The organism is Pseudoalteromonas sp. C8, from assembly GCF_011378685.1.
Lineage (GTDB): Bacteria > Pseudomonadota > Gammaproteobacteria > Enterobacterales > Alteromonadaceae > Pseudoalteromonas > Pseudoalteromonas arctica.
On record NZ_WTKT01000001.1, the window covers coordinates 332,246 to 357,422 of the forward strand.

General features: G+C 40.0%; 26 protein-coding genes, 4 tRNA genes and 1 riboswitch. Of the genes, 7 read left to right on the forward strand and 23 right to left on the reverse strand.

The features are described from left to right. Window positions 1–55 precede the first annotated feature (55 nt). Entirely contained in the window at window positions 56–2,233 is a 2,178-nt protein-coding gene (locus tag GQR39_RS01535) for a YgiQ family radical SAM protein (RefSeq protein ID WP_007580292.1), read from the reverse strand. A 131-nt stretch (window positions 2,234–2,364) separates the two neighbouring features. Continuing rightward, complete coding sequence (locus GQR39_RS01540) at window positions 2,365–4,554, reverse strand: EAL domain-containing protein (protein WP_165734635.1); 2,190 nt, start codon at window positions 4,552–4,554, stop codon at window positions 2,365–2,367. 111 nt (window positions 4,555–4,665) lie between these two features. Here GQR39_RS01540 and GQR39_RS01545 point away from each other — a divergent pair, with 111 nt between their 5' ends. Then, window positions 4,666–5,247: an SRPBCC family protein gene (locus GQR39_RS01545; RefSeq protein ID WP_007580289.1), complete on the forward strand. Its 582-nt coding sequence runs from the start codon at window positions 4,666–4,668 to the stop codon at window positions 5,245–5,247. After that, a complete protein-coding gene (locus GQR39_RS01550) occupies window positions 5,216–6,103 on the forward strand; it encodes a TIGR03899 family protein (RefSeq protein WP_076923722.1) in 888 nt (295 codons plus the stop codon). Before GQR39_RS01545 ends, GQR39_RS01550 begins: the two co-directional genes overlap by 32 nt. Window positions 6,104–6,136: 33 nt before the next feature. Here GQR39_RS01550 and GQR39_RS01555 read toward each other — a convergent pair whose 3' ends face one another. From GQR39_RS01555 to GQR39_RS01590, 8 genes are all read right to left on the reverse strand, one after another. Continuing rightward, window positions 6,137–6,907, reverse strand: a complete 771-nt coding sequence (locus tag GQR39_RS01555; protein WP_076923723.1) for a TIGR04219 family outer membrane beta-barrel protein — start codon at window positions 6,905–6,907, stop codon at window positions 6,137–6,139. Window positions 6,908–6,910: 3 nt separating this feature from the next. Beyond that, on the reverse strand, window positions 6,911–7,897 hold the full coding sequence (locus tag GQR39_RS01560; protein ID WP_002957928.1) for a DUF2333 family protein: 987 nt from the start codon (window positions 7,895–7,897) through the stop codon (window positions 6,911–6,913). 8 nt (window positions 7,898–7,905) lie between these two features. Then, entirely contained in the window at window positions 7,906–8,415 is a 510-nt protein-coding gene (locus tag GQR39_RS01565; RefSeq protein WP_024599245.1) for a copper chaperone PCu(A)C, read from the reverse strand. A 79-nt stretch (window positions 8,416–8,494) separates the two neighbouring features. Next, entirely contained in the window at window positions 8,495–8,821 is a 327-nt protein-coding gene (locus GQR39_RS01570) for a hypothetical protein (RefSeq protein WP_121953715.1), read from the reverse strand. A 171-nt stretch (window positions 8,822–8,992) separates the two neighbouring features. Beyond that, on the reverse strand, window positions 8,993–9,199 hold the full coding sequence (locus GQR39_RS01575) for a PspC domain-containing protein (protein WP_024599243.1): 207 nt from the start codon (window positions 9,197–9,199) through the stop codon (window positions 8,993–8,995). A 10-nt stretch (window positions 9,200–9,209) separates the two neighbouring features. Then, on the reverse strand, window positions 9,210–9,890 hold the full coding sequence (locus GQR39_RS01580; RefSeq protein ID WP_121953714.1) for a PspA/IM30 family protein: 681 nt from the start codon (window positions 9,888–9,890) through the stop codon (window positions 9,210–9,212). 244 nt (window positions 9,891–10,134) lie between these two features. Further along, window positions 10,135–11,067: a tRNA dihydrouridine(20/20a) synthase DusA gene (gene dusA / locus GQR39_RS01585; protein WP_231612776.1), complete on the reverse strand. Its 933-nt coding sequence runs from the start codon at window positions 11,065–11,067 to the stop codon at window positions 10,135–10,137. Window positions 11,068–11,190: 123 nt separating this feature from the next. Then, entirely contained in the window at window positions 11,191–11,811 is a 621-nt protein-coding gene (locus GQR39_RS01590; RefSeq protein ID WP_024589771.1) for a MarC family protein, read from the reverse strand. A gap of 95 nt (window positions 11,812–11,906) precedes the next feature. Here GQR39_RS01590 and GQR39_RS01595 point away from each other — a divergent pair, with 95 nt between their 5' ends. From GQR39_RS01595 to GQR39_RS01605, 3 genes are all read left to right on the forward strand, one after another. Further along, the gene (locus GQR39_RS01595; RefSeq protein ID WP_024599240.1) at window positions 11,907–12,344 is read left to right on the forward strand and encodes a transcriptional repressor; all 438 of its coding nucleotides are present in this window, start codon (window positions 11,907–11,909) and stop codon (window positions 12,342–12,344) included. A gap of 75 nt (window positions 12,345–12,419) precedes the next feature. After that, window positions 12,420–12,887, forward strand: coding sequence for a chemotaxis protein CheX (locus GQR39_RS01600; RefSeq protein ID WP_165734637.1), 468 nt, complete (start codon window positions 12,420–12,422; stop codon window positions 12,885–12,887). Continuing rightward, the gene (locus GQR39_RS01605; protein WP_010554254.1) at window positions 12,884–13,312 is read left to right on the forward strand and encodes a secondary thiamine-phosphate synthase enzyme YjbQ; all 429 of its coding nucleotides are present in this window, start codon (window positions 12,884–12,886) and stop codon (window positions 13,310–13,312) included. Before GQR39_RS01600 ends, GQR39_RS01605 begins: the two co-directional genes overlap by 4 nt. 234 nt (window positions 13,313–13,546) lie before the next feature. On the opposite strand, the gene GQR39_RS01610 is transcribed toward GQR39_RS01605, so the two are convergent. The 5 genes from GQR39_RS01610 to orn all read right to left on the reverse strand — a co-directional run bounded on the left by GQR39_RS01610 (window position 13,547) and on the right by orn (window position 14,990). Continuing rightward, window positions 13,547–13,622 (reverse strand) — tRNA-Gly (locus GQR39_RS01610). A gap of 119 nt (window positions 13,623–13,741) precedes the next feature. Next, window positions 13,742–13,817: transfer RNA gene (locus GQR39_RS01615), tRNA-Gly, on the reverse strand. 96 nt (window positions 13,818–13,913) lie between these two features. Then, a tRNA-Gly gene (locus GQR39_RS01620) sits at window positions 13,914–13,989 on the reverse strand. Between the two features lie 119 nt (window positions 13,990–14,108). Then, window positions 14,109–14,184, reverse strand: a tRNA-Gly gene (locus GQR39_RS01625). A gap of 260 nt (window positions 14,185–14,444) precedes the next feature. After that, a complete protein-coding gene (orn, locus tag GQR39_RS01630) occupies window positions 14,445–14,990 on the reverse strand; it encodes an oligoribonuclease (RefSeq protein WP_004336052.1) in 546 nt (181 codons plus the stop codon). 121 nt (window positions 14,991–15,111) lie between these two features. Between orn and rsgA the strand changes: the two genes are divergently transcribed. Next, window positions 15,112–16,170 (forward strand): small ribosomal subunit biogenesis GTPase RsgA, encoded by a 1,059-nt coding sequence (gene rsgA / locus GQR39_RS01635; protein WP_024606370.1) that lies wholly within the window; start codon window positions 15,112–15,114, stop codon window positions 16,168–16,170. A gap of 15 nt (window positions 16,171–16,185) precedes the next feature. Next, window positions 16,186–17,052: an archaetidylserine decarboxylase gene (asd, locus tag GQR39_RS01640; protein ID WP_346774481.1), complete on the forward strand. Its 867-nt coding sequence runs from the start codon at window positions 16,186–16,188 to the stop codon at window positions 17,050–17,052. A 399-nt stretch (window positions 17,053–17,451) separates the two neighbouring features. Here the strand turns inward: asd and GQR39_RS01645 are convergent, their stop codons facing one another. The 8 genes from GQR39_RS01645 to GQR39_RS01680 all read right to left on the reverse strand — a co-directional run bounded on the left by GQR39_RS01645 (window position 17,452) and on the right by GQR39_RS01680 (window position 25,150). Next, on the reverse strand, window positions 17,452–18,201 hold the full coding sequence (locus GQR39_RS01645) for a HesA/MoeB/ThiF family protein (RefSeq protein ID WP_165734638.1): 750 nt from the start codon (window positions 18,199–18,201) through the stop codon (window positions 17,452–17,454). Between the two features lie 35 nt (window positions 18,202–18,236). Further along, window positions 18,237–19,772 (reverse strand): thiamine phosphate synthase, encoded by a 1,536-nt coding sequence (thiE, locus tag GQR39_RS01650; RefSeq protein WP_165734639.1) that lies wholly within the window; start codon window positions 19,770–19,772, stop codon window positions 18,237–18,239. 10 nt (window positions 19,773–19,782) lie between these two features. Next, window positions 19,783–20,574 (reverse strand): thiazole synthase, encoded by a 792-nt coding sequence (locus GQR39_RS01655; RefSeq protein ID WP_165734640.1) that lies wholly within the window; start codon window positions 20,572–20,574, stop codon window positions 19,783–19,785. Between the two features lie 5 nt (window positions 20,575–20,579). Beyond that, window positions 20,580–20,774, reverse strand: coding sequence for a sulfur carrier protein ThiS (gene thiS / locus GQR39_RS01660; protein WP_165721151.1), 195 nt, complete (start codon window positions 20,772–20,774; stop codon window positions 20,580–20,582). Between the two features lie 6 nt (window positions 20,775–20,780). Further along, a complete protein-coding gene (locus GQR39_RS01665) occupies window positions 20,781–21,791 on the reverse strand; it encodes an FAD-dependent oxidoreductase (RefSeq protein WP_165734641.1) in 1,011 nt (336 codons plus the stop codon). 117 nt (window positions 21,792–21,908) lie between these two features. Then, window positions 21,909–23,861 carry a phosphomethylpyrimidine synthase ThiC gene (gene thiC, locus GQR39_RS01670; RefSeq protein ID WP_165734642.1) on the reverse strand — a complete coding sequence of 651 codons (1,953 nt, stop codon included), beginning with the start codon at window positions 23,859–23,861 and terminating at the stop codon, window positions 21,909–21,911. A gap of 143 nt (window positions 23,862–24,004) precedes the next feature. Then, window positions 24,005–24,119: riboswitch (TPP riboswitch) on the reverse strand. Window positions 24,120–24,226: 107 nt separating this feature from the next. Further along, entirely contained in the window at window positions 24,227–24,625 is a 399-nt protein-coding gene (locus GQR39_RS01675; RefSeq protein ID WP_010555269.1) for an META domain-containing protein, read from the reverse strand. 126 nt (window positions 24,626–24,751) lie between these two features. Next, window positions 24,752–25,150 carry an acyl-CoA thioesterase gene (locus GQR39_RS01680; RefSeq protein WP_010555268.1) on the reverse strand — a complete coding sequence of 133 codons (399 nt, stop codon included), beginning with the start codon at window positions 25,148–25,150 and terminating at the stop codon, window positions 24,752–24,754. Window positions 25,151–25,177: the final 27 nt, after the last annotated feature.

Sequence of the window (25,177 nt, forward strand, 5' to 3'; positions counted from 1 at the left end):
TTAAAAACCCTTAGCGTAATTAAACTAATCTACTAGTTATTAATAGATTGAATCACTAACGTGTACTTTGACGATTACCGCCTACTTTTGGTTTAGTGTTTGCCTTTTTAAATTGGCTAAAACCGGTATGTCGCGTTAGTGCCGGACGTCCGCCTTTACTGCCACCTTTACCTGCTTTTTCATCACGCCCTTCTTCAGGCACTAAACAGTTAGGCCCTTTACCAATTAAATTAGCTTTACCCATTTTACGCAGTGCTTCACGTATCATCGGCCAACCTGCTGCATCATGGTAGCGTAAAATAGCTTTATGTAATCTACGTTGGCGAGCACCTTTAGGTACTGGAACAACTTCTGTATTGTTTTTTATATTACGTAAAGAGTTCATTTCTGTGTGGTAAATAGTCGTCGCATTAGCCATCGGTGATGGGTAAAAATTTTGTACCTGATCAAGCTTAAAGTCATTCGATTTAAGCCATAAAGCCATGTTTACCATGTCTTCGTCTTTTGTACCTGGATGAGCTGATATAAAGTAAGGAATTAAATACTGCTTTTTACCTGCTTCTTTAGAGTACTTATCAAATAATTCTTTAAATTGATCGTACGCGCCCATACCTGGTTTCATCATTTTTGATAATGGACCATCCTCTGTATGCTCCGGCGCTATTTTTAAGTAGCCGCCCACATGATGCGTTACTAATTCTTTAACATAACGCGGGTCGCGTACAGCTAAGTCATAACGTACACCAGAAGCAATCAAAACCTTTTTAATACCCTTAACTTCACGTGCTTTTTTATATAAGTCTATTGTTGGCGTATGGTCGGTATCCATGTGCTTACAAATTTCAGGGTACACACATGATAAGCGTCTACAGGTACTTTCTGCTTTTTTACTAGTACAACGCAGTTTATACATATTTGCCGTTGGGCCACCTAAATCAGAAATCACACCAGTAAAGCCAGGTACTTTATCTCTAATCTGTTCAATTTCTTCAATAATAGATTCTTGCGAACGGCTTTGAATAATACGCCCTTCATGCTCCGTAATTGAGCAAAACGAACAACCACCAAAACAACCGCGCATAATATTTACCGATGTTTTTATCATATCGTAAGCTGGAATTTTAGAGTCGCCGTAACTTGGGTGAGGAATACGCTGATACGGTAAACCAAACACAGCGTCCATTTCATGTGTTTCTAATGGGTATGCAGGCGGGTTTACCCAAATAGAGCGATCGCCGTGTCGCTGAAACAGCGCTCTTGCACAACCAGGGTTTGTTTCTTGATGTAAAATACGCGAAGCGTGGGCGTATAGAGGTTTGTTAACACTTACTTGCTCATAAGCAGGTAACTTAACGTAAGTTTTTTCCCACGGTTTAGGTCGCGCAGGCTGAACCATGATTGGTTTTGCAGCTTCCGCCTTTAAATCAATACCCGCTTGTTTAAATTCAGATTTGCTACACCCAACATCATCAGCGCCGTATGGATTTGGAATTGGATCAATTTTACCAATTTTATCTATAGCGGTAGAGTCACTTCCACGCCAACCTGGTAAAGGTTCTTTTCTGATAACAGCCGTGCCGCGAATATCTTGAATAGTATCCATTGTTTCGCCTGCGGCAATACGGTGTGCAACTTCAACTAACGGACGCTCTGCGTTACCGTAAATTAAAATATCAGCTTTTGCATCAAACAAAATACTACGACGTACTTTTTCTTGCCAATAGTCGTAATGAGCTATACGACGAAGGCTGGCTTCAATACCGCCAATAACAATTGGGATACCTTTGTATGCTTCACGGCATTTTTGCGAGTAAATCATTACGGCGCGATCTGGACGTTTACCACCTACGTTATCTGGCGTGTAAGCATCATCGTGGCGCATACGCTTTTCAGCTGTATAGCGATTGATCATCGAATCCATGTTGCCAGCTGTTACACCAAAAAATAAATTAGGTCTGCCTAGCTCCATAAATGCATCTTTAGAGTCCCACGCGGGCTGGGCAATAATACCCACTCTAAAGCCTTGCGCTTCAAGTACACGGCCAATTACCGCCATACCAAAACTAGGATGATCGACGTACGCGTCGCCACTAATTATTATTATGTCGCAGCTATCCCAGCCAAGTGCATCCATTTCTTCACGTGTAGTTGGTAAAAATGGCGCGGTGCCATAACATTCAGCCCAATATTTAGGGTATGAAAATAAGGCGCGCTTAGCTTTGAGTGTGCTCATAATTGTGGCCGTAGAATAACAAAAGGCGCGAATTATACCCTACTAAATTGTTTATATATACAAAGTAGTCATAGCATATCGCACCTTAAATTCTAAATCGTTCATTAGCTTAAATAATAAATTAATCTTTTTTAGCGTTTATTTATAAATTCTATTAATTCATTCTCAGGCATGGGTTTAGCATACATAAACCCTTGTACCTCATCACACCCTAAATTCTTTAAAAACTGGGCTTGCGCTTGTGTTTCGACCCCTTCAGCAATCGTTTTTAAACCCAACTTAGCGCCAAGTGATATAACTAAAGCAGCAATAGCACCTGTATCATCGTTTGGTAAACCCTTTATAAATGCGCGGTCTATCTTTAATCTATCCAGTGGTAAACTTTGAATATAGCTTAGCGACGAAAAACCAGTGCCAAAGTCATCAATAGCAACTTCCAACCCTAGTTCTTTAAGCTCTCTTAGAGTATTAATAACAGTTTCTAGCTCATCCATTACTACGCTCTCGGTAACTTCTAATTCTATGTTCTTTGGCTTAACACCATATTTTAACAATGTATTTTTAACAGTTTGTGCATAACCTTTTACTTTAAACTGCGGAACAGACACATTAACCGCAATACAAATTTCTGTACCCATATTTTCTAGGCGCTTTTGCTGTTGGCAAGCTTGCTCTAATACCCACTGCCCTATATCGACAATTAAGCCCGCATCCTCTGCAAGTGGTACAAATACAGCTGGTGATATATACACGCCATCACCTGTCGGCCAGCGTAATAATGCTTCACACCCAATTAGCGATAAATCATCTAGTGCAAGTTGGGGTTGATACCATACCTCTAACTTATTCCGAGCAAAGTCATGACGTAGCTGCCTAATAATACCTAAACGCCAAGCCATTTTATCTTGCATATCAATACTGTAATAAACGCCTTCTTTATGCTTTGCTTTTTTAGCTTGATTAAGTGCGATATAAGCAACTTTCAGTGTATCAATACCACTACTTTGAAAGTCTTGTTGTTGGCATAAGCCGACTCTAAAGTCGATAGGCAGTAAATGTTCTTCTGCGTAAAATGGAATACCTAGTTGCTCATTCAATTTTTTTAAGTCAAATTCGTCTTGGCGAATAATAAACCCAAAAACATCTGCGCCAATACGTGAAAGTAATTTAGCTGATTGGTAATTTTCTTTTAGCCTTTGAACAATACCAATTAATACTTTATTACCGACCTCTTGCCCTAAGCCATTATTAATATCTGCAAAGTTAACTACATCAAGTAATACAAATACATAATCATTAACGTGCGGCTTTTGATAATGCACTACCCGTTCAATAAAGTTAGTACGATTTGAAATACCAGTAAGCACATCTTTATAAGCTGCATCTCTTAACTTTACAAATAGCCTTATGTTATCAAGTGCTACACTTACGTTAGTTAAAAAAATTTCAGCAAATTGTAGCTGTGCTTGTAAGGGAGTGTGGTCGCACTCTATATATAAAGCCGCTTTTCGATGTTTGCTTTTTAATATAAATGTTGAACTTGAATCTATATGTTGGTGCTTTGACAAAGCAAAACATGACTCAACTTGTTCAAATACTCTGCTATCAACATTAATTAATTTTTCACCAAAATAGCCTTCGTAATGCCCACAACCACCTAATACTTGAATAAAGTCATCGCCATCCAGCTTGCTACAAACAAGCCCTCTAGGTGCGCATTTTAAAATAACACTCATATGCTTGATGACTTCTTTGCATAACTGCTTAATATCAGTAAGTCCTAAAATAGACTTTGATGCTGAAACAATCGTGTTCATCGCATCACTTTGATATTCAAGCTGGCATACCTGCTCGTATGAGCGAATAGCCGTTATAAGCGAAGTTAATAACTTAGAGCGAGTCAGCTCTGTTTTCGTTTTATAATCATTTATGTCGTATTCTCGTATTACTTTTTCTTCTGGTGTATTGCCTGCTTGCCCTGTTCTTAAAATAATTCTTACATGTTGATTATTTAATTCGTCACGCACTCTTTTTACAACCTGCAAACCGGCATCGTCAGTTTCCATAACAACATCTAAAAAAATAACCGAAATATTTTTATTTTTAGCTAACACCTCTATTGCTTCTGCACCCGAATAAGCATCGTGAAATCGCAAACCAGCCCCTAAAAACTCAACTCCAGACAAAGCTAATTTTGTTACAGAATGAATCTCAGGTTCGTCATCAACAATTAAAATATCCCAAAACTTAGTCTGCTCAACAACAGCATCGTCTTCAAAATCTTGTTCAAAAAATAAAAAATCGTTTTGATCTGACGACATTCGCTCTCCTAAGTAGCAATCTATAAATTATTTTTGGTTTATAATCTAATTCATACTATAGTCGATTAATAAAAAGTTGTTGTATTTCAACTTGAAAAACTAATAAAAGGTGTGCTTATTAAACCATTAAAAATATTAATCAAATGCGTGCTGTTATTACTATTGGTATTGGCACTGGTAGGGCTAATACTGCCTCAAAGTTATAGTGTAAATAAAACAATCGAAATTAATGCCAATCTTAAAGTAATAAAGCCGCTTATCACCGACTTTAGCCAATGGCAAAAATGGTCTCCATGGGAAAAAGTAGACCCCAGCATACGTTTTACTTTGGGCGAACCCAGTTCTGGCCTAGGAGCTCATCAGTCTTGGAAAGGAAAATGGGGGTATGGTGAAATGATCATAACTTCGGTAAGCCAAAATAAAGTCAGCTTCAACATACTTTTAAATGCTGAACATATTATTAGAGGCACTTTTAACCTTAGCGAGCAAAACGGTATAGTTACGTTAATATGTAATATTAAAGGTCAAACAACGGCTCCTTTAATATCTGGTTACACTGCAATTTTAAGTGAGTACGTACTCAGTAATACAGTTTCACTGGGTTTAAATAACCTTCAAACTGTTGCACAGCTTAGTGATCCACAAAGGATAATGCACAGTCATGACAGTCAAAACAGCACAGGCGAGAATTAATCTAGCCAACATCATTGAATCCTTACTTGGTTACCCTATAACAAAAGTAGGAAGCAACGGTGTACTACCTACTAACGAGCAGAGTTACGATATTAAGGGCCAAATTAAGCCGCTTTATCATATCAATAGTGAAAACTCTGTTTTAGCTCGCGCTCAAAAACGCCAAGATTTATTACTTATTAAACAACAACAAAATATAGAATCAATTTTAGCAATGGCTATGGGATTTTGCCCTGATGTAGCAAGTAGTAAACAGCCCGATGTTGACTGGGTAGAACACTTTATAGCTCTGTGTGAAGATACTTCTAATTCGTCAATGCAAATTTTATGGGCAAAAATTTTAACGGGAGAAACCCTTAATCCTGGTACGTTTTCAATTAAAAGCCTACAAACTTTAAAACATATGACACAGCGAGAAGCAGACTCTTTGCAAAAATGTGTGTCGCTCTCAGGCTATAACGAAAAAGACGACAGCCACTTTATATTACTCGGCTTTTACAAAAAACCGTCCTTGTTTGATTTGCTACGAAAAGGCAATAAAGTATCTCTAAATTTAGGAAAAACGGGTATTAGCTTTCCTGATATTTTAACGCTCATGGATCTTAATTTACTGTATAGAAAAGAAATTGAATCTGCAGTGCTTAAAGCGGGGCAAGAGCTTACCCTTTCATTTTTATCGCAAAAAGTAACGTTAAAGGCAAAGAGTAGTGATTTGGTATTAAGCTATTACAAATTTACGCAAACAGGTGATGAGCTTTCTAAACTCATTAATTTCCCTGTCAATAAGGTCTATAAGCAGTTGATTAATAATGCGCTAGAGGGAGAGTTTGATTTAGCGTGGCACGCAATAAAATAAAATGCCACGCTTTGTTTAATTAGAAAATACTAATTAAAAATGAACCTGAATACCCGCAAATGGGCCAGATGCATCAATATCAGTAGTAATATCATCTACATCATCAAGTTCTAATACCATAGAGCGGTAACCGGCTTTAACAGCAACATCTACTGCTAGGTTATCAATAAGTTCCCACGCTACGCCTACTTGGTAATCTTGTACTTTGCTATCGTCAATAGCCAAAAAGCTACCTTCAAAAAATACACTTAAACCAGTAAATGGTAAGCCAGCTTCGGCACGGCCGTATGCAAGAGGAACAAAACCGGAGAAGTCTTTGGTTTCGGTAAAGTTAGTACCACCATTTTGGGTAGTGCCACTTACAACAATATCACCGTCAAACTGTTTAGCATTTAAACCTAGATCTATTGAAATTAAGTCATTATCAAAAATTTCATAATAAAAAATATAATCAATATGCGTTAAATCACTTACCGTATTTACAGTAGAACCAACAACATAATCAGAACCATTGAAGCTAAATGTATCTGTAAGCAGCGCTGAACCATTTAGCTCAAGCTCTGTATACTTTAATTTAATATTTGGAACTAGTGGCACTGGGTGCTCAAGCGCCGCGTAGTAACTTACAAAAGTCTCATCTTCAAAATCAAAATCTTGAGATGCATTATTTTTGTAAGAAAATTGGCCATCGTTATCTGACTTCCATCCATCAACACCTACATATAAACCTAATAGGGTGTCAGCTTGCGCCGCTGGTGCTAAACATGCCATTGAAAGGGCTGCTGCTAAACAATACTTTTTCATTTTTTATCCTTGAGCTAGTAGTTCACTAAGTTCGATTAAAGCCGCATTGGCTCTAGAAATATAATTTGCCATAACTAAAGAGTGGTTAGCAACATAGCCAAAACCATTCCCGTTTAAAATAAGTGGGCTCCATACTGTTTCTTGAGTTGCCTCAAGTTCACGTATGATTTGTTGTAAACTTACACGTGCATTTTTCTTTTCAAGTACATCATTAAAGTCATACTCTATCGCTTGTAAAAAGTGTAGTAACGCCCAAGTAGCACCGCGCGACTCGTAAAACACGTCGTCAATTTCTAACCACGGCGTTCTTACTTGTTGCTGCAGTGGAGCAAGAGTTGCTTGTTTATTAGATGAATTACCTGCTAAATCGGTATTCACTTTTTCTTGGCCTACACTGGCGCTTAAACGCTGACTTAAACTACCTAAACGTTTTTCAGCTTCTTTCAGCCAACTACGTAAGTTATCTGCTCGTGCGTAAAATTGGCTATCGCGCTCATGCTCGTTAGCAATTTGTCCTCGATATACCATTAAGTAGTCAATACCTTTTTGGTACTCACCTTCAGCACTTGGCCATGCCCATGCTTCAGAGCTTATATTAAACTGTGGCTGCGCCTTTTTAAGTGCTTCATGTTCAGTAGACTGTGATTGTGAACGACTAAAATCTTTTCGCATAGAAAGCGATAAATCACGTACCATTTCTAGCGCGCCATATTCCCACGCTGGCATATCATCCATAATAATACTTGGCGGTATTACATCATTTGATAAGTAGCCACCCGGTTTATCGAGTAAGGTATTGGCTACTGTAATCAATGTAGAAGTAGTTACATAACCCGTTACTATTTTTTCATTACGAAGCTGCGCTTGCTCTTTAGCGTTTGCAACAACGTCAAAACGTGAAGGTTCAGTGCTCCAATAAACAGCAATTGCGTAAAAAATGATAAGCAGTAAAACAACTATTCCTGCTATTTTTCCTTTATGTTGCGACATGTGTACTCCTAATGGTGAGCGTGTTGAGTAGAAGGTTTCGACTGTTTAGCTTGCGCTTCAAGCGACACGACTTGAGCATTAGTAAATAAGCGATTACCGTCACTAAAATATAGCGTGAGTTTACGTTCTTGCCCTACTTTTAATGGCTCTTGTGGTTCAAATACCATTAAATGATAACCGCCAGGTTGAAAACTGACACTTTCATGCGCTTTAATTTCAACCGATTTAACTTGTTGCATTTTCATCATGCCGTCTACATGTGAGTGCTCGTGTATTTCAACACGGCCCAAGCCATCAAGCGTTGCCTTAGTTAAAGTTGCTGCTGTTCCGCCGTGATTAGTAAGCGTTAAGTAACCTACAGTTGAAGTACTGCCAGGTAAAAACTCTCTAACTTGCGCGTTAGCTACTTCGAGTACAGCCACATCAGAAGCATGTTCATGTCCTGAGTGCGCCGCCAACGATGACGAAAAAAAACTAAATAGTAATGCAGAAGCCATCGAAAAACATAGTTTCGTCATCATTCTTATCCTTATGAAAACTTTAAATTACAGGCTAAATTTAACATAGTTAACCTATAATAGTCAGTCAAATTAAGGATTAAGAGGCTACTTTTTTGTTATCGGCAACAAGCCAACACAAGACTGCAACAAATAGTAACGGCCATGCAATCATTATAGATCCGAATAAAAGCGCTAAAAAAGTCCCTGCTAATGCCACTACACCTGCACCAACTAATCCCATAGTAATTAAAGCCACTACAGCAACTACAGCAACAATTGCGGCCAAAGCACCTACAAGCTCGAGCCCAGCCCAGCTAATATCAGCAATCCATAACGGCAACTGCCAAGAGTCGACATGCACAAACGCTATTAAATCAGTAAACAGTAATAAATAGATAATTACACATACTGCCAAAGCTTTCATAGTAATTCTCCTTATACCAACCGGCTTATATACGGGGTTTATTTAACGATAAGCAAATTGCGCTATAACTAGGCAAAAGTTTTTATATCTAGTTGTTATACATATAAATTTTAACAACGTTATAGAGTGATTTAATTCGTTAAATTGTTCAAATATTTATGCCTATTGGTATTAATACTCTTTATTTTCAAGGCAGCAATGCGCAATAAAATAACCAAGAGCAACTGCAAACGGAAAGCTTAAAAATAATAAAATAGTTACTAAGCGCGTTGCCCACACCGGAAAATCTAATCGATGCGCCAAACCACTACATACACCTGATATTTTTTTATTTAACGTATCTTTATACCAACCACGTTGGCGATTAAAGCTATTCATAATCTTCTCCTTAAGCAGTCTGTTTTAAATCAGTTTTTAAACTTGTTTTCAACTGAGCTAGCTCAGCATCTATTTTTTCATTTTTAACTAAGGCTTCAATTTGTGCAGCAGTCGTATTTGCAGAGTCGGTTAACTCATACGCTTCTATTTGGGCTTCAATACTTTCTACACGTTGCTCAACTTGCTCAAACCGAGATAATGCATTAGCTACTTTGTCGCTTTGTAACGTTGTACTTATCTTTTTTCTTGCAGCTGCTACATCATGGCGTTTAACTAATTGTGCTTGCTTCGTTTTAGCTTCTACTATTTTTTGCTGCAGGCGCTCACAATCAACTTTAATTTTTGCGATAGACTCTTGCAAAGTTTCTAACTGAGTTTTCTTATTTACAATGCTTTCGTTAACGCGCTGCTTTTCAAGTAAAGCAGATTTAGCAAGGTTATCACTGCCTTTTTCAACCGCATGTTCAGCCTTAACTTGCCAAGCTGCTAATTCTGTTTTTTTAGTATCAATTTGACGATTAATTATTTTTTCTTCACACAATAAAGCAGCAGCTGTACTACGACACTCATTCAACGCATCTTGCATGTCGTTAAGCATTAGGTTTAAAAGTTTTTCAGGGTCTTCTGCTTTATCAAGCATAGCCACAATGTTTGATTGAATAACGTCATTTACGCGGTTAAATATTCCCATGGTATTCTCCTGTTGATTTTTAATTAATTTCAACAAGAAGATTCCAAGAGTTGTGCCAAGTCCATCAAAACAAAAATAAAACACTTAAAATCAAGGTGATAAATAATAAGCCATCTAAATTTTAGTGACTTCAAGCTGAACAATATAGAGTGTAATTGGCCAATAAATTATGATTTTGACTAATTTTTAGGATCAAAAAAGCCACTCGAAAGTGGCTTAAATTTAGAATTTTTAAAGCTTAGCTTTATTCTGGTACAAAGCTTAATGCTTTATCCATTACCGATAAATCAGCTTGCTTCCCGTGACCACTTTCAGAAAGGTGGCGCCTAAAGCCTCGTGCACCAGGCTGCCCCTGAAAAATACCGAGCATGTGACGTGCAATATGCCAAAAATTAGCACCCAAACGCATTTCTTCTTCAATGTAGCTGTACATTGAGCGCACTACGTCGTGGCGTGATTGTGTGTTTGCAGCATCACCATAAATTTTCTCATCAACGTCATTGAGCATAAATGGGTTACTGTAAGCTTCACGCCCAATCATTACACCATCGATATGTTGTAAATGTTCTAGGCTCTGCTCAATTGTTTTAACACCGCCATTTAAGCTTAAATCGAGTTGCGGATAATCTTTTTTAAGTTGATAAACACGTAGGTAATCAAGCGGTGGAACTTCACGATTTTCTTTTGGGCTTAAACCATTGAGCCATGCTTTACGAGCATGAATAATAAAGTCATCACACCCTACTTTATGGGACGCTTCAATTAGCGCACATAAAAACTCATACGAATCTTGCTCATCAATGCCAATGCGCGTTTTAACGGTAACAGGAATGTTTACTTCGTTTTTCATTGCTGCAACACAGTCCGCAACTAATTGAGGCTCAGCCATTAAGCATGCGCCAAATCGACCATTTTGAACTCTGTCTGACGGGCAACCTACATTTAAATTTATTTCGTCATAACCACGCTCACCGGCTAATTTTGCACATTGCGCAAGCGCTTTAGGATCAGAGCCACCAAGCTGCAACGCCACTGGGCCTTCGTGTTTATTAAAATGTAAGTAGTCGCCTCGACCAAATAAGATAGCTCCTGTGGTTATCATTTCAGTATAAAGCACAGTATGTTTAGTCATTTTGCGATGAAAAGTACGACAATGGCGATCAGTCCAATCAAGCATTGGTGCCACAGAAAAGCGTCTATCCAAAGTACATTTATTCAAAGCAAACCTCAGGGTATTAAAGTTATTAAGCACAGCTTAAAAGGCGCTGCATTTTACACAAAAGCCTAACGGGCATCAATGTTAAGAGAACACCTGCAAGCCAAAATAATGGGCTATGCCATTTAAAATATTGGTAACCGCAACCGAACTTAAAATAAGCCCCATAATTCTACTTATTATACTTGCACCACTGTCACCAATTAATTTATGTACATGCGTTGCAAGCAATAACAAAACCAGTACAACCGCTAATACAGCAAGCATCATTGAAGACGTTAGTAACTGCTCAACCCAGGTATACTCTTCATTACGAGTCATTAATACGGCGCCTAACATAGCGCCCGGGCTCGCAATAGATGGAATCGCTAACGGAAAAATAGCGGTTTCAGTACTATCGCGCACACTTTTAATTTCGGCTTCAGGTTTACTTTCACCAAATATCATTGAAAGCGCAAAAATAAGTAATATGATTCCGCCGGCTATTTGAAAAGCCGAAAGTGGGATTTCAATTGCGTTAAGTAATTGCTCACCTGCAAGTACAAAAAATAAGAGCACTAATGCAGATACGCCTACCGCTTTAAATATAACTTTACGTTTAAATTTCTCATCATCACCACGTGTGACTGCAATAAATACAGGGACAGTGCCAATGGGGTCAATAACCGCAAAAAAGAAAATAAATATAGCCAATAGTTCGTGCATTACTGGGTTTCCTAGGTAAAAAGCGCTTAATAAAAACGCTGCAACTACAACACAGTATGTTAGTATACCACGGTAGCATAAGGATAAGAGTAATGATGAATATAGAATCACTCGTAAGTAAAGCAAAACAAGTTTGTGACAACCGTGGTGCGCGTTTTACGCCTATCCGCGAGAAAGTATTTCGTCTATTAGCCAGTGCACAAGGTGGTGTTGGTGCATACGATTTGCTTGAGCAATTAAAAGTAACTGAAACAGGTGCTAAACCTGCAACTATTTATCGTGCATTAGACTTTTTAGCTGAACTAGGTTTTATTCATAAAATTGAAAGCACAAATGCATTTATGCTGTGCCATCATTTTGATCATATTCATCCTGTACAGTTATTAATTTGCGATACCTGTGGATTTGTTAAAGAGTTGCACTCGACCGTTATCTCTCATGAGTTGAATAATTTAGCCGCTGAAGGTGGCTTCGTTGTTTCTGGACAAACAATCGAAGCACATGGCAAATGTGAGTCTTGTAGAGCATCATAATCCCCCAAAATTATCCTTAGTGGCTATACTCATACTATATAGCCATTTATTAGCCCCAATTTAAGAGTACCCACTATGAATGTAGAGTTCATCAATCCGTTTTTATCATCTTTAATTAATGTTTTGAGCACTATGGCTCAAACTCAATTAAAACCGGGTAAACCTCGCATTAAAACTGATGAGATTGCCTGTGGTGATATATCAGGTTTGATTGGTATGGTTGGCCCGCAAACTCGCGGATCATTTTCAATTACGTTTGATGAAGGGCTAGCATTAACCATTATGGAACGTATGCTTGGGGAAAGGCCAGATAGTATAGATGAAGAAGTAACAGACATGGTTGGCGAGATAACCAACATGGTAACCGGCGGTGCTAAAAACTTACTAGGCGAGAAAGGCTTCGACTTTGATATGGCAACGCCTATTGTGGTGTCGGGTAAGGGTCATACTATTACTCATAAAAGCCAAGGTAAAAAGATTATCATGCCATTTAGCTGTGACGCTGGTAATGCAAACATCGAAGTTAGTTTTGATAAACTATGAGTTGGCAGCAAAAGCAAATTACATTAAAGCCTCGCCAGCGAGGTTTTCATATAATTGATGACGAAATATTATCTCAACTTCCTGAACTGGCGAGTTACAAAATCGGCTTGTTACATTTATTTATTCAGCATACCTCAGCGAGCCTTACCATAAACGAGAATGCAGATCCCACTGTTCGTATGGACATGGAAAGCCATTTCAATAAATTTGTTCCTGAACGTCAACCTTATTATCGCCACGATTATGAAGGTGATGACGACATGCCCGCGCATATTAAAACCAGTACGTTAGGCTGCGAGCTAAGTATTCCTATTTCAAATGGTTATTTAGCGTTAGGTACATGGCAAGGCATTTATTTAGGTGAACATCGTGATTCTGGTGGCTCTAGACGAGTTATAGCAACTATTCAGGGGGAGCTATTTTAACAAAAGCTTCAGGTTTCAAAGTATTAGCTCTTCTGTACCTCACTCATACCTCATAACTTCAAAGTACGACAGCTTTATTGTAGTCGCATAGCTCGCGCGAGAAACCATAGCTTCTAACAACCAAAACTTCAATGCTGAATATTGCACATAGAATAAAGTAGATAAGAGAGAATTTAAATTATAATTTTATTTATGATTTTTAATACAGAAAATTTTGAAAGGATATAAAAAGATTGGAGCGGTACACGAGGCTCGAACTCGTGACCTCGACCTTGGCAAGGTCGCGCTCTACCAACTGAGCTAGTACCGCATTTTTATTTCTTTAGTTATTTACGTTGGTGCGCGACAGGTCGCGTTCAACATTCTAGCAACTGAGCTAGTACCGTATAACGGTATTTACTATCACTACAATTTCTTTTGGTTAGAAATTGGAGCGGTACACGAGGCTCGAACTCGTGACCTCGACCTTGGCAAGGTCGCGCTCTACCAACTGAGCTAGTACCGCATTTTTCATTTATTTTATTGATGCGCAATAAATTGCGTTCAACATCCTAGCAACTGAGCTAGCTTTTATTCACTTCAATTTCTTTTGGTTAGAAATTGGAGCGGTACACGAGGCTCGAACTCGTGACCTCGACCTTGGCAAGGTCGCGCTCTACCAACTGAGCTAGTACCGCATTTTTATTTCTTTAGTTATTTACGTTGGTGCGCGACAGGTCGCGTTCAACATTCTAGCAACTGAGCTAGTACCGTATAACGGTATTTACTATCACTACAATTTCTTTTGGTTAGAAATTGGAGCGGTACACGAGGCTCGAACTCGTGACCTCGACCTTGGCAAGGTCGCGCTCTACCAACTGAGCTAGTACCGCATTTTTTATTTCTTCAGTTATTTTACGTTGGTGCGCGACAGGTCGCGTTCAACATTCTAGCAACTGAGCTAGTACCGCATTTTTACTTCTTCAGTTATTTTACATTGGTGCGCGACAGGTCGCGTTCAACATTCTAGCAACTGAGCTAGTACCGCATTTATTGATGGTAATTCAATCACTCAAACACACTAACCCCGCGTGGGTTATCGTCTTGAGCGGGGCAGGATTCTACAATAATACAGTCTGTTTGCAAGTGTTTTTTACAAATTAAAGAAATTTTCTCTATAGACTTTTAATTCCATAATCGAATCTTTAATATCATCCAGAGCAAGATGCGAGCCTTTTTTGTTCACTTTTGCAAGAACTTCTGGTTTCCAGCGACGTGCTAATTCTTTAATAGTACTTACGTCAAGATTTCGGTAATGGAAAAAATCTTCAAGCTCGCGCATATATTTATTCATAAAGCGGCGATCTTGCCCAATTGAATTACCACACATTGGTGATACACCCGCAGGCACCCACTGTTTTAAAAAATCTAAAGTTTGTGCAACGGCATACTCTTCATCGAAAGTACTTGCTTTACAGCGCGCTGTTAAACCTGACTTTCCATGCTGAGTAGTACACCACTCGTCCATACCATTTAGTAATTCATCACTTTGATGAATAGCGATAGTTGGCCCTTCGGCTAATATATTCAAGTCTGCGTCAGTGACAACCGTCGCAATTTCGAGTATTTTATCGGTCTCTGGTTCGAGCCCTGTCATTTCAAGATCGAGCCAAATTAAATTTGATTTATTAATAGTCATAATTACCTAAGCGGTGCTTTCCTTTAGATCCAACGCATTTCGATATATCATATTAGCATCAACCGTCGAGCTAAAGCTTTTTTTAGGAAAAGCGACATTTAACTAAGGTTATAGGCCTCCAGTGGCAAAACAAAAAAAATTAAGTAAAGGCCAATCGCGTCAGATCAAGGCCAATCACCAAAAGCGCATTAATAGCGCAGACTCAAGACCGGCTAAAAAAGGGGCGCAAGAATGGCAAACCGATAACTTAGGTCAGGTCGAGAGCGCAATTGTGATCAGTCGTTTTGGCCAGCACGCCGATGTAGAAACTGAAAATGGCGATGTACTGCGCTGTAATATACGCCGTACCGTGTCTAATTTAGTGTGTGGTGATGAAGTATTGTTTCGCCGTGCCAAAGTAAGTGAAGGCGATTTAGCCGGTGTAATTGAAGCCACGCAAGAGCGTCGTTCGCAACTTACCCGCCCTGACTTTTACGACGGTGTAAAAGTTATTGCTGCCAACATTGACCAAATACTGATGGTATCAGCTGTATTACCCGAGTTTACCCCTAGTATTATCGACCGTTATTTAATAGCCTGTGAAGATATGGGTATTGAGCCAATTTTAGTACTCAATAAAACCGATTTAATTGACGAAGCAGGCCTTAGCGAAATACAAAAAGTTCTCGATATCTATCGTAAACTTGATTACCAAGTACTCCTTGTTAGTAATATATCAGGCGATGGTATTGATAAATTAAAAGAAGTACTTGTTGATAAAAATAATATTTTTGTTGGCCAAAGTGGTGTGGGTAAATCAACCCTCGTTAATACTGTATTGCCTAACGCTGAAATATTAACTAAAGAAGTATCTGAAAACAGCGGCTTAGGCCAGCACACAACAACTGTTTCGCGACTTCACCATTTACCAAGTGGCGGTAACCTAATCGACTCGCCAGGTATTCGTGAGTTTGGTTTATGGCATTTAGATGTTGAGCGTGTAACGTGGTGCTTTAAAGAGTTTAGAGAATTTATAGGCGGGTGCCGCTTTAGAGACTGTAAACATTTAAACGACCCGGGTTGCATCGTTAAAGAAGCAGTAGCCGATGGAAGAATTTCTCAATTGCGCTTTGACAGCTACCACCGAATTTTAGAAACAATGGCCGATGGCCGTGCAGGCGCCCGTGCGCCTCGCGTATAATTTAGGAAAAATACTGTGAGTTTAGACAAATTTAAAATCGCAATGCAGTACGCAATGCCAAAACATTTTATTTCACGCGTAGTCGGAAAATTAGCTGCTGCAAAAGCGGGTGCTTTAACAACTACTTTAATTAAACTATTTATTAAGCAATATAAAGTAGATATGAGCGAAGCCCAACACCCAGATCCGGCTCATTATAAAAGCTTTAATGAATTTTTTACTCGCCCTTTAAAAGACGGCATGCGCCCAATGGTAGAAGATAGCAATATCATCATTCATCCAGTGGATGGCGCAATCAGCCAGCTAGGCGATATTGTTGACGGACAGCTAATACAAGCTAAAGGTCACGATTACAGCTTACAAGCGCTACTAGGCGGCTCACAAGATGATACAACACCATTTTTAGGCGGTAAGTTTGCCACTATTTATTTAGCACCTAAAGATTACCACCGTATTCATATGCCAGTTGATGGCACACTAAGCAAAATGATTTACGTGCCAGGTGATTTATTTTCAGTAAACCCACTTACAGCTCAAAACGTGCCTAACTTGTTTGCACGTAACGAACGGGTAGTCGCAATTTTTGAAACTGAGATTGGTCCGCTTGCAATGGTACTTGTTGGCGCAACAATTGTAGCCAGCATAGAAACTATTTGGGCAGGCACTGTCACGCCACCAGCAGGTAGCGATGTATTTAGTTGGAAATACCCAACCACTGGCGATAACGCTATCACGCTTAAAAAGGGTGAAGAGATGGGTCGCTTTAAATTAGGCTCTACTGTGGTACTAGCATGGGGTGCTGATAAAGCTGAAATACTGGAAGATCAACTACCAGAAGTGGTAACTCGCTTAGGTACTGCGTTTGCAAAAATTAACGATTAAAATAAATCGTTAATTAGAAATAAAAAAACCGCGTTTATTTAAACGCGGTTTTTTATTTTTGTAGGCGTAAAGCCTGCTTACGCGAAAAGCGCAGCTTTTAATATTTATAACTGATACTTTACTTACTTATTGGCTTCTCTAAAGCGAAGCACCCTCTCAACCTCTTTGTGAATAAATCACTTAAAATCTTATTGCACAAAAAGAAGTAAAAGAGGAGTAAATGAGAAGATATCTGGCATAGAAATTACGAGCTTTGCTCGTCACGCCAGAAAGCTGTGCGTATACAAGTTTGGTGTAAGAATTTTGATGTACTGTAGGCGTGAAGCTTGCTCACGCGAAAAGCGCAGCTTTTAATTCTTTAACGCCACATGTAATAACAGGCACAAGCCCCTCAAAAACCTATTTACCACACTCTTTACACTCTGAATCTTTAATCACTTTAAAGTGCTGCTGCTTTAAAGTAAGTGCATCAAACGTTATAAATACACTGCCACTTAAATGACCTAATAATAAGTTGAGCGTAAGTTGCGCCTGCATAGAGCCTATTACACCAAGTAGCGGGCTAATCACTCCTGCGTTACTGCAATTGATAACTGGTGTAGCTTCGCTTTGTGGAAAAACACAGCCATAACATGGGCTATCACTTTGCCTAAAATCAAAGCCCATTAACTGCCCTTTGGTTGCGAGTGCAGCACCCGAAATTAACGGTGTTTTATTAGCAATACAATAACGATTAACGCAATAGCGAGTGCTAAAGTTATCAGAGCAATCAAGTACGATGTCAGCACCTTTTAGCATGTTAACTGCGTTACTCTCATCTAACTTTTGGCAATGCGTTACTATGTCTATTTGATTATTAAGACTCGCTAATACTTTACCCGCTGCAGCGACCTTGTTTTGCCCTAAGTGGTTTATTTTATAAAGCACTTGGCGCTGTAGGTTTGAAAGCTCAACTTCGTCACCGTCAATTAAAATAAGCGTTCCAACACCCGCAGCGGCTAAATATAAAAGTGCGGGGCTACCTAACCCGCCAGCCCCTACGACTGCAACCGCTGAGGATTTAAGTGCTAACTGCCCTTCAAGCCCAACTTCTTTAAGCAATAAATGGCGACTGTAACGTAGGGTTTCTTTATCGCTTAGCTCATTCACGTTTATCAGCCTTGTTAGTATTACCCTTGTTAGTATTAATTGGCACTGCTTATGGCTACTTGCAGAGCGCTTATAGCTTCTACGTAATTATCAGCTTCGGTAATCGCACGCACTACGGCAACACTGCCCACGCCAGTTTTCGCTACCAGCTTTGCACGGCTTAAATCAATACCGCCTATTGCCACTGTTGGGTAGTTTTGCATAAGTGGTACAAATTTAATGAGCTTTTCAAGACCTTGTATTTGCCCTGTCATATCTTTTGTTGTGGTTGGGTAAATAGCACCAAATGCCATATAACTAGGGCGATAATTATGCGCACGTAGCATTTCATAAAAACCATGAGTAGAAAGCCCAAGCCTTAACCCCGCGTCTTTAATTGCCGCTAAATTAGCAATCTCTAAATCCTCTTGCCCTAAATGCACACCATATGCACCGTGCTTAATAGCTAACTGCCAGTAGTCGTTTATGAATACCTGTGCGTTGTATTGCTTGCCCAGCTCAACAGCTTGCTTAATAAGCTCATCCAGCTCGTCTTGCGTTTTATTTTTAACGCGTAACTGCGCTGTTTTAATGCCTTGTTGTAGACACTTTTCTAACCAATCGGTGCTATCAACAACCGCATATAAGCCCAGCGATTTACTTTCACACGGTGCAAAATCAGCAGCCATATTAAAATCAAGCGGCACATCAAAATCTAGTTCATCGCCCAGCCAGCTACCTGGCTCAATTACTTGTGGGTAGTCAGCTAAACTAGTGGGAAACGAGGTCTGAGCAACCGGTCCAATCCCCTCGCCGTAGCGTACAGACTGTTTTAGCCCTTGGTTTATATATGCTTTAGCTAAAATAAAGGCGTCTTTTAATGGGTAGTCTTTAGCTAAACACGCAGCTATTACCGAAGCCATGCTACATCCGGTGCCGTGGTTATGCGGTGTTTGTATTTTTTGATTACCAAGCCAATACTCTTCACCATTTTGCGTAAAATTATTTACACAATAATCAATACAATAGCCGCTTGGGTAATCCCAATGCCCGCCTTTAATAACAACGGCTTTTGCACCCCAGCTTAATAGCTTATTAGCCGCTTCTTTTATTGCAGCTGGGCCAATTAAATACACACCGGTTAGTAACTGTGTTTCGTGGGTGTTTGGGGTTATTACATCCACCAGCGGCAGTAAACATTCTTTAATTGCGCTTACCGTATCCTCTTCTGTTAGTAAGTCACCGCTTGAGGCAATAGCAACAGGGTCATATACAATAACGGGAGGCACTGGCCACTTAGCTTTATAGTGACTTATATGTTCGCTGATCAACTGAATTTGCTGCACGTTGGCTAACATACCAATTTTAATCACTTTGGCTTTCATATCTTTTTCAAGCGCTAGTAACTGCGATTCAATAATATCCGTAGACACTGCATTAATAGCCTCTACGCCTAAACTATTTTGTGCAGTAAGCGCCGTAATAGCCGTGCAGCCATGCACGCCAAAACTTTGCATTGCTTTTATATCAGCTTGAATACCGGCACCGCCGCCAGAGTCAGAGCCGGCAATTGTCCATACTACGTTATTCATATTTTTTTCCTTACTGCTGATGCCAAAATGGCATCCCCATTGTAGGGGTTGATGGGGCTGCTACGTCTTTTTCCGGCATCGCTTTTGCTTTGTATGCAAAGCGCCCCGCTTCAACTGCGGCTTTAAATGCGCGGCTCATAGTAATTGGGCAACCCGCCCCTGCAATGGCTGAATTTAATAATACCGCATCATACCCCATTTCGAGTGCTTGGCAGGCATGCGATGGCAAACCTAAACCGGCATCTACTATTAATGTGGTATCGGGTAAGCGCTCTCGAATAGTTTTTAAATTATAGCTATTTAACAATCCCTTACCGGTGCCTATTGGTGCCCCCCATGGCATAAGCACCTCACACCCTAGCTCATTTAAACGCTGGCAAAGTACTAAGTCATCGGTGCAATAAGGCAATACTTTAAAGCCATCATCAATCAATATTTTTGTGGCTTCAAGTAACGCAAAAGGGTCTGGTTGTAAATTGTAATCATCGCCAATCAGTTCTAACTTTATCCAATCGGTAGAAAATACCTCTCGGCACATTTTTGCAAGCGTTATCGCTTCTTTAACACTGTGGCACCCTGCGGTATTAGGGAGTATTTTTAAACCTGTATTTTTTATTAACTGCCAGAAGTCATCACCGGCTGCTGCACTTTGTTGGCGCCTAAGCGACACGGTTACAATTTCAGCCCCAGAGGCGACTATCGATTGGGTCATAATGTCGGGCGACGGGTAAAGCGCAGAGCCTATTAACAAACGACTCTTAATTTGCTCTCCATAAATAGTTAAACAGTCTTTAGTTTGCATGAGCTTTATCCGCCTTGAATGGGTGACAGCAACTCAACACTGTCGCCTTCATTAAGTACATAGTTACTGTGCCGACTTTGTGGAATAAATTCGCCATTAACAGCCACAGCAAAAGGCGCGACTGCACCAAAACTTTGAAGTACCTCAACGAGTGCTTTGCTATTAACATTAAGTGGCTCACCATTAATTGTAATGTTCATTTTTTCTCACTCTATTCGTGAAACTGCTTGCGCCACTAATGCCGGCGCCAACATATAACCATGTCGATACAAGCCGTTAATACTAATTACATTACCAACTTGTGATACTTCTGGGCGGTTATCGCTAAATGCAGGACGTAATCCGGTTTGAATACTAAGTAGTCGTGCTTCGGCAAACCCGCTGTGTACGGTATAAGCCGCTGAAAGTAACTCAAGAGTTGAGCGCACTGTTGCGGCGCCATTGTCTTGTGACTCAATTTCAGTCGCACCAATTACATATTCACTGTTAGGTTTAGGCGCTATATAAATTGGATAACGCGGGTGCATTAAACGCACTGGCCTGATTAAACTTACCTCTGGTGCGTATAACCTTGCTACTTCGCCGCGCACACCTCTAAGCGGTTTATCATCTTGAGTATTTTTAGCACCAAGCCCACGGCAATCAATAATATAATCGAATGGTCGATTGTTTATTTTGTTGTCGCTAATGGTTACGCGCTGATTAAATACAAATTTTACTTTGCGTTTGTTGAGCTGTGCAAAGCTGGCTTTATAAAATGCTTGGTTATCAATTTGCCCCTCGCAGGGTAAAAATAAGCCTTGATTAAAGCGCCCTGCCAGTTCAGGTTCAAGCATTGTAATTTGTTGAGCATTTATATGCTCGGCAGTGTGATCAGCTAGCGGTTTTATACGCTGTGCAAAGCTTTGTAAATCGCCTTTGTCCTGCTGGTGCGCAATGACCAAAGTGCCTTGCTGCTGAAAAAAAACGTCACTTTCAAGCTCGGCAATAATGCTGGGCCAGCGCTTCATTGAATCAAGACCCATTAAAGCTAAATCAGCCTCACATAACACCGACTCAGCAAGCGGGGCAAGCATTGCTGCTGCCACTTTACCTGCGCTATTTTGAGTATGCTCGTCATCTGCTTCAAAAACAGTGACATGATGCAACTTACTTAGCTCAAGGGCAGCTAAGCGCCCTGCCAAACCAAAACCCACCACAGCAATGTTATAAAACATAAAACCTCCAAAAGCAGTTATTAGTAGGTGCAAACTCACTCGCACTTCTTCAATATTTAAAGAAGCGAGGTATAACACCTCACCTACGTCTGCATCTAACTTTTAGCGATAATTACTTTATACCGCTTTATGGTAAATCTCTGAGCCTGTTTGCTTAAACTGGTCAGATTTAGCTTTCATTTCGGCTTCTACATCAACCATTTTTATTTCAATAGCGTCGCCTGCGTTATTAGGATCAATACCGCGTGTTTCTAAATCTTTAGCGTAATCGCGTACTTCTTGGCTAATTTTCATAGAGCAAAATTTAGGACCACACATAGAGCAAAAGTGAGCCACTTTGCCTGATTCTTGCGGCAGGGTTTCGTCGTGATACTCGCGAGCTCGGTCTGGATCTAAACCAATATTAAATTGGTCATGCCATCTAAACTCAAAGCGTGCTTTTGATAAGGCGTTATCGCGCTCTTGCGCGCCAGGATGCCCTTTTGCTAAATCAGCGGCATGCGCTGCAATTTTGTAGGTAATTAAGCCTTCTTTAACATCGTCTTTATTTGGCAGACCTAAATGCTCTTTAGGTGTTACATAGCAAAGCATTGCACAGCCGTACCATGCTATTTGAGCCGCCCCAATACCAGAAGTAATATGGTCGTACCCTGGTGCAATATCGGTAGTTAGCGGACCTAATGTATAAAATGGCGCTTCGTCACAATGTTTTAATTGCTCGTCCATATTGGCTTTAATCATGTGCATTGGCACATGTCCTGGACCTTCAATAAATACCTGTACATCGTGTTTCCACGCAATTTTAGTCAGTTCACCTAATGTGCGTAGCTCACTAAACTGCGCTTCATCGTTAGCATCAGCAATCGAACCAGGGCGAAGTCCATCACCAAGTGAAAAACACACATCGTATTGTTTTAAAATTTCGCAAATGTCTTCAAAGTGCGTGTATAAAAAGTTTTCTTTATGATGCGCTAAACACCACTTAGCCATAATTGAGCCACCGCGCGACACAATACCGGTTACACGTTTAGCGGTCATTGGTACGTAACGAAGCAGTACACCGGCATGAATAGTAAAGTAATCAACACCCTGCTCGGCTTGTTCAATAAGCGTATCGCGGAAAATCTCCCACGTTAAATCCTCAGCCACACCATTTACTTTTTCAAGCGCTTGATAAATCGGTACTGTGCCAATAGGTACTGGCGAGTTACGTACAACCCATTCGCGCGTTTCGTGAATGTAGCGTCCCGTTGATAAGTCCATCACGGTGTCTGCGCCCCAGCGGGTAGACCACACCATTTTTTCTACTTCTTCTTCAATCGATGAGCTTACTGATGAGTTACCAATGTTGGCGTTAACTTTTACTAAAAAGTTACGGCCTACAATCATAGGTTCTGTTTCTGGATGGTTTATATTATTTGGTAAAATAGCGCGACCACGGGCTATTTCATCGCGTACAAATTCTGGGGTAATAAATTCAGGAATACTCGCGCCAAACGACTCGCCTTTATGCTGCGCTGCTAATAATTCTTTACGAATTTCTGCACGTCCCATATTTTCACGAACAGCTACGTACTCCATTTCAGGAGTAATAATCCCTTGGCGTGCGTAGTGCATTTGCGTTACGTTTTTGCCTGTTTTACCACGGCGAATTTTTGGAAGGTGATCAAAGCGAATATGATCCAGCCCTTCATCCGCCATACGTTGCTGCGAAAATTGCGACGTCACTGATTCTAAAACCTCGGTGTCGCCACGGCTTTCAATCCATTGTTCACGAAATTTTGGTAAGCCTTTGCGTACGTCTAGTTCAAAATTAGGATCGGTATACGGGCCCGACGTATCGTAAACACGTAGCGGATCGTTTGACTCATAAACAGGGTTTTCATCTGTGCCGCCAATAAACGTATCACTTAACGTAATTTCACGCATACCAACGCGCACGCCAGGTTGAGTGCCTTCAACGTATACTTTATGAGAATTTGGAAACGGTTGACCCGTTAAGTTATAAATATATTCAGACGCGGCAGCACGAGTTTCTCGGCGTGACGCTTTATTTGTAGTATTTGACATGACTTGCCTCATTGCTTAAGGGTTGTCTTGTCAGATATTCCGAGGAATAGAGAAAGATCGTAAAGTAGCGTACATGCTACTTTGCAGCCTAAAATAAAAAAAATCACTTTATTGTGCGCATAAAAAAAGACGCACAAGCGTCCCATTTTAGGCAGCTTGTTCCCTACGCAGGTATTAACCTGATCAGGTTCACGGATCCCGCTTTCGCGATCTCAGCCAAAAACTAATTACTTAGCTTTGGCACTCCGACAAGTATTGATATATAAATTCTGTTCGTTAATTTGAAGGTGTTATCCATCAAATCTGCGCTGAGTGTACGTCAGTTAAAAACTGCCCGCAAGGGGCTGTTTTTCAAAAACTTAAAATTATTTAGGGATAAACACAAATGTTTGCTCGCCTTGCATGACTAATTGCTGGTCTTGCATTTTAAGCTCTGCACCTTGCTTTAAGGCTTGTAATAACTGCTGCTCAAACTCATCAAGGTCTTCGCCGCACGACTTGCGCGTCATTCCTAATTTACTTACGGTAAGGTTACTTTCTTCAAGCGAGCCTTCACCAAAAAATTTGTTACAGCCAGCAAAACCGTTTACTTGCAGTGCTTCAATAAAGCTCATTGATGCATTAAACGAAGGTGGAATTGCTAAACCATCAACACGTGATAATTGCCATTGGGTGTATTTAAGCTGCTCACTGGTAACCGTCCCTGTTGATGCGCAACCAACACATAAACCGACTATAAGCATCGGTATTGCTGCTAATTTCATGCTACTACTAACTAATTGTCTAATTAATGTAATTGTAACAATATTTATGCCCTTTATCCGTTAAAAATGCATGTTTTAAATGTAAATTTTTGTTCTATGATAGTTCAAAATTTATGCGATTAAGTACTAAGTTGTAGTTTTAAATACGTTATCTATTTGCTCAGGTAAAAACGGTCTACCTTTTTCATTAACAGACGTTCCTATAACCAGTGCATTGAGCATTACTTTTTCATCGCTTTTACGTATAACCGTTTGCTTAAACGCAAATTTTAAACGACTAATACGCTGCGGCTCCACAGCCACATAAAATTCATCACCTGGTAATAGTGAATGTTTATAGTCCATTTCGCTGCGCATCACGACTAGGTTAATTTTATCTTTCGCTAATTGAGCAAAATCAATACCGTGTGCGTACAAAAATTCATGGCGAGCATGCTCTAAATAATTAAAATAAACACTGTTATTTACGATACCTTGTAAGTCACATTCGTAATCACGTACTTTGAAGTCAACTTTAAAGGTCATATTAGTAATCCTGATTATTTAACGTAT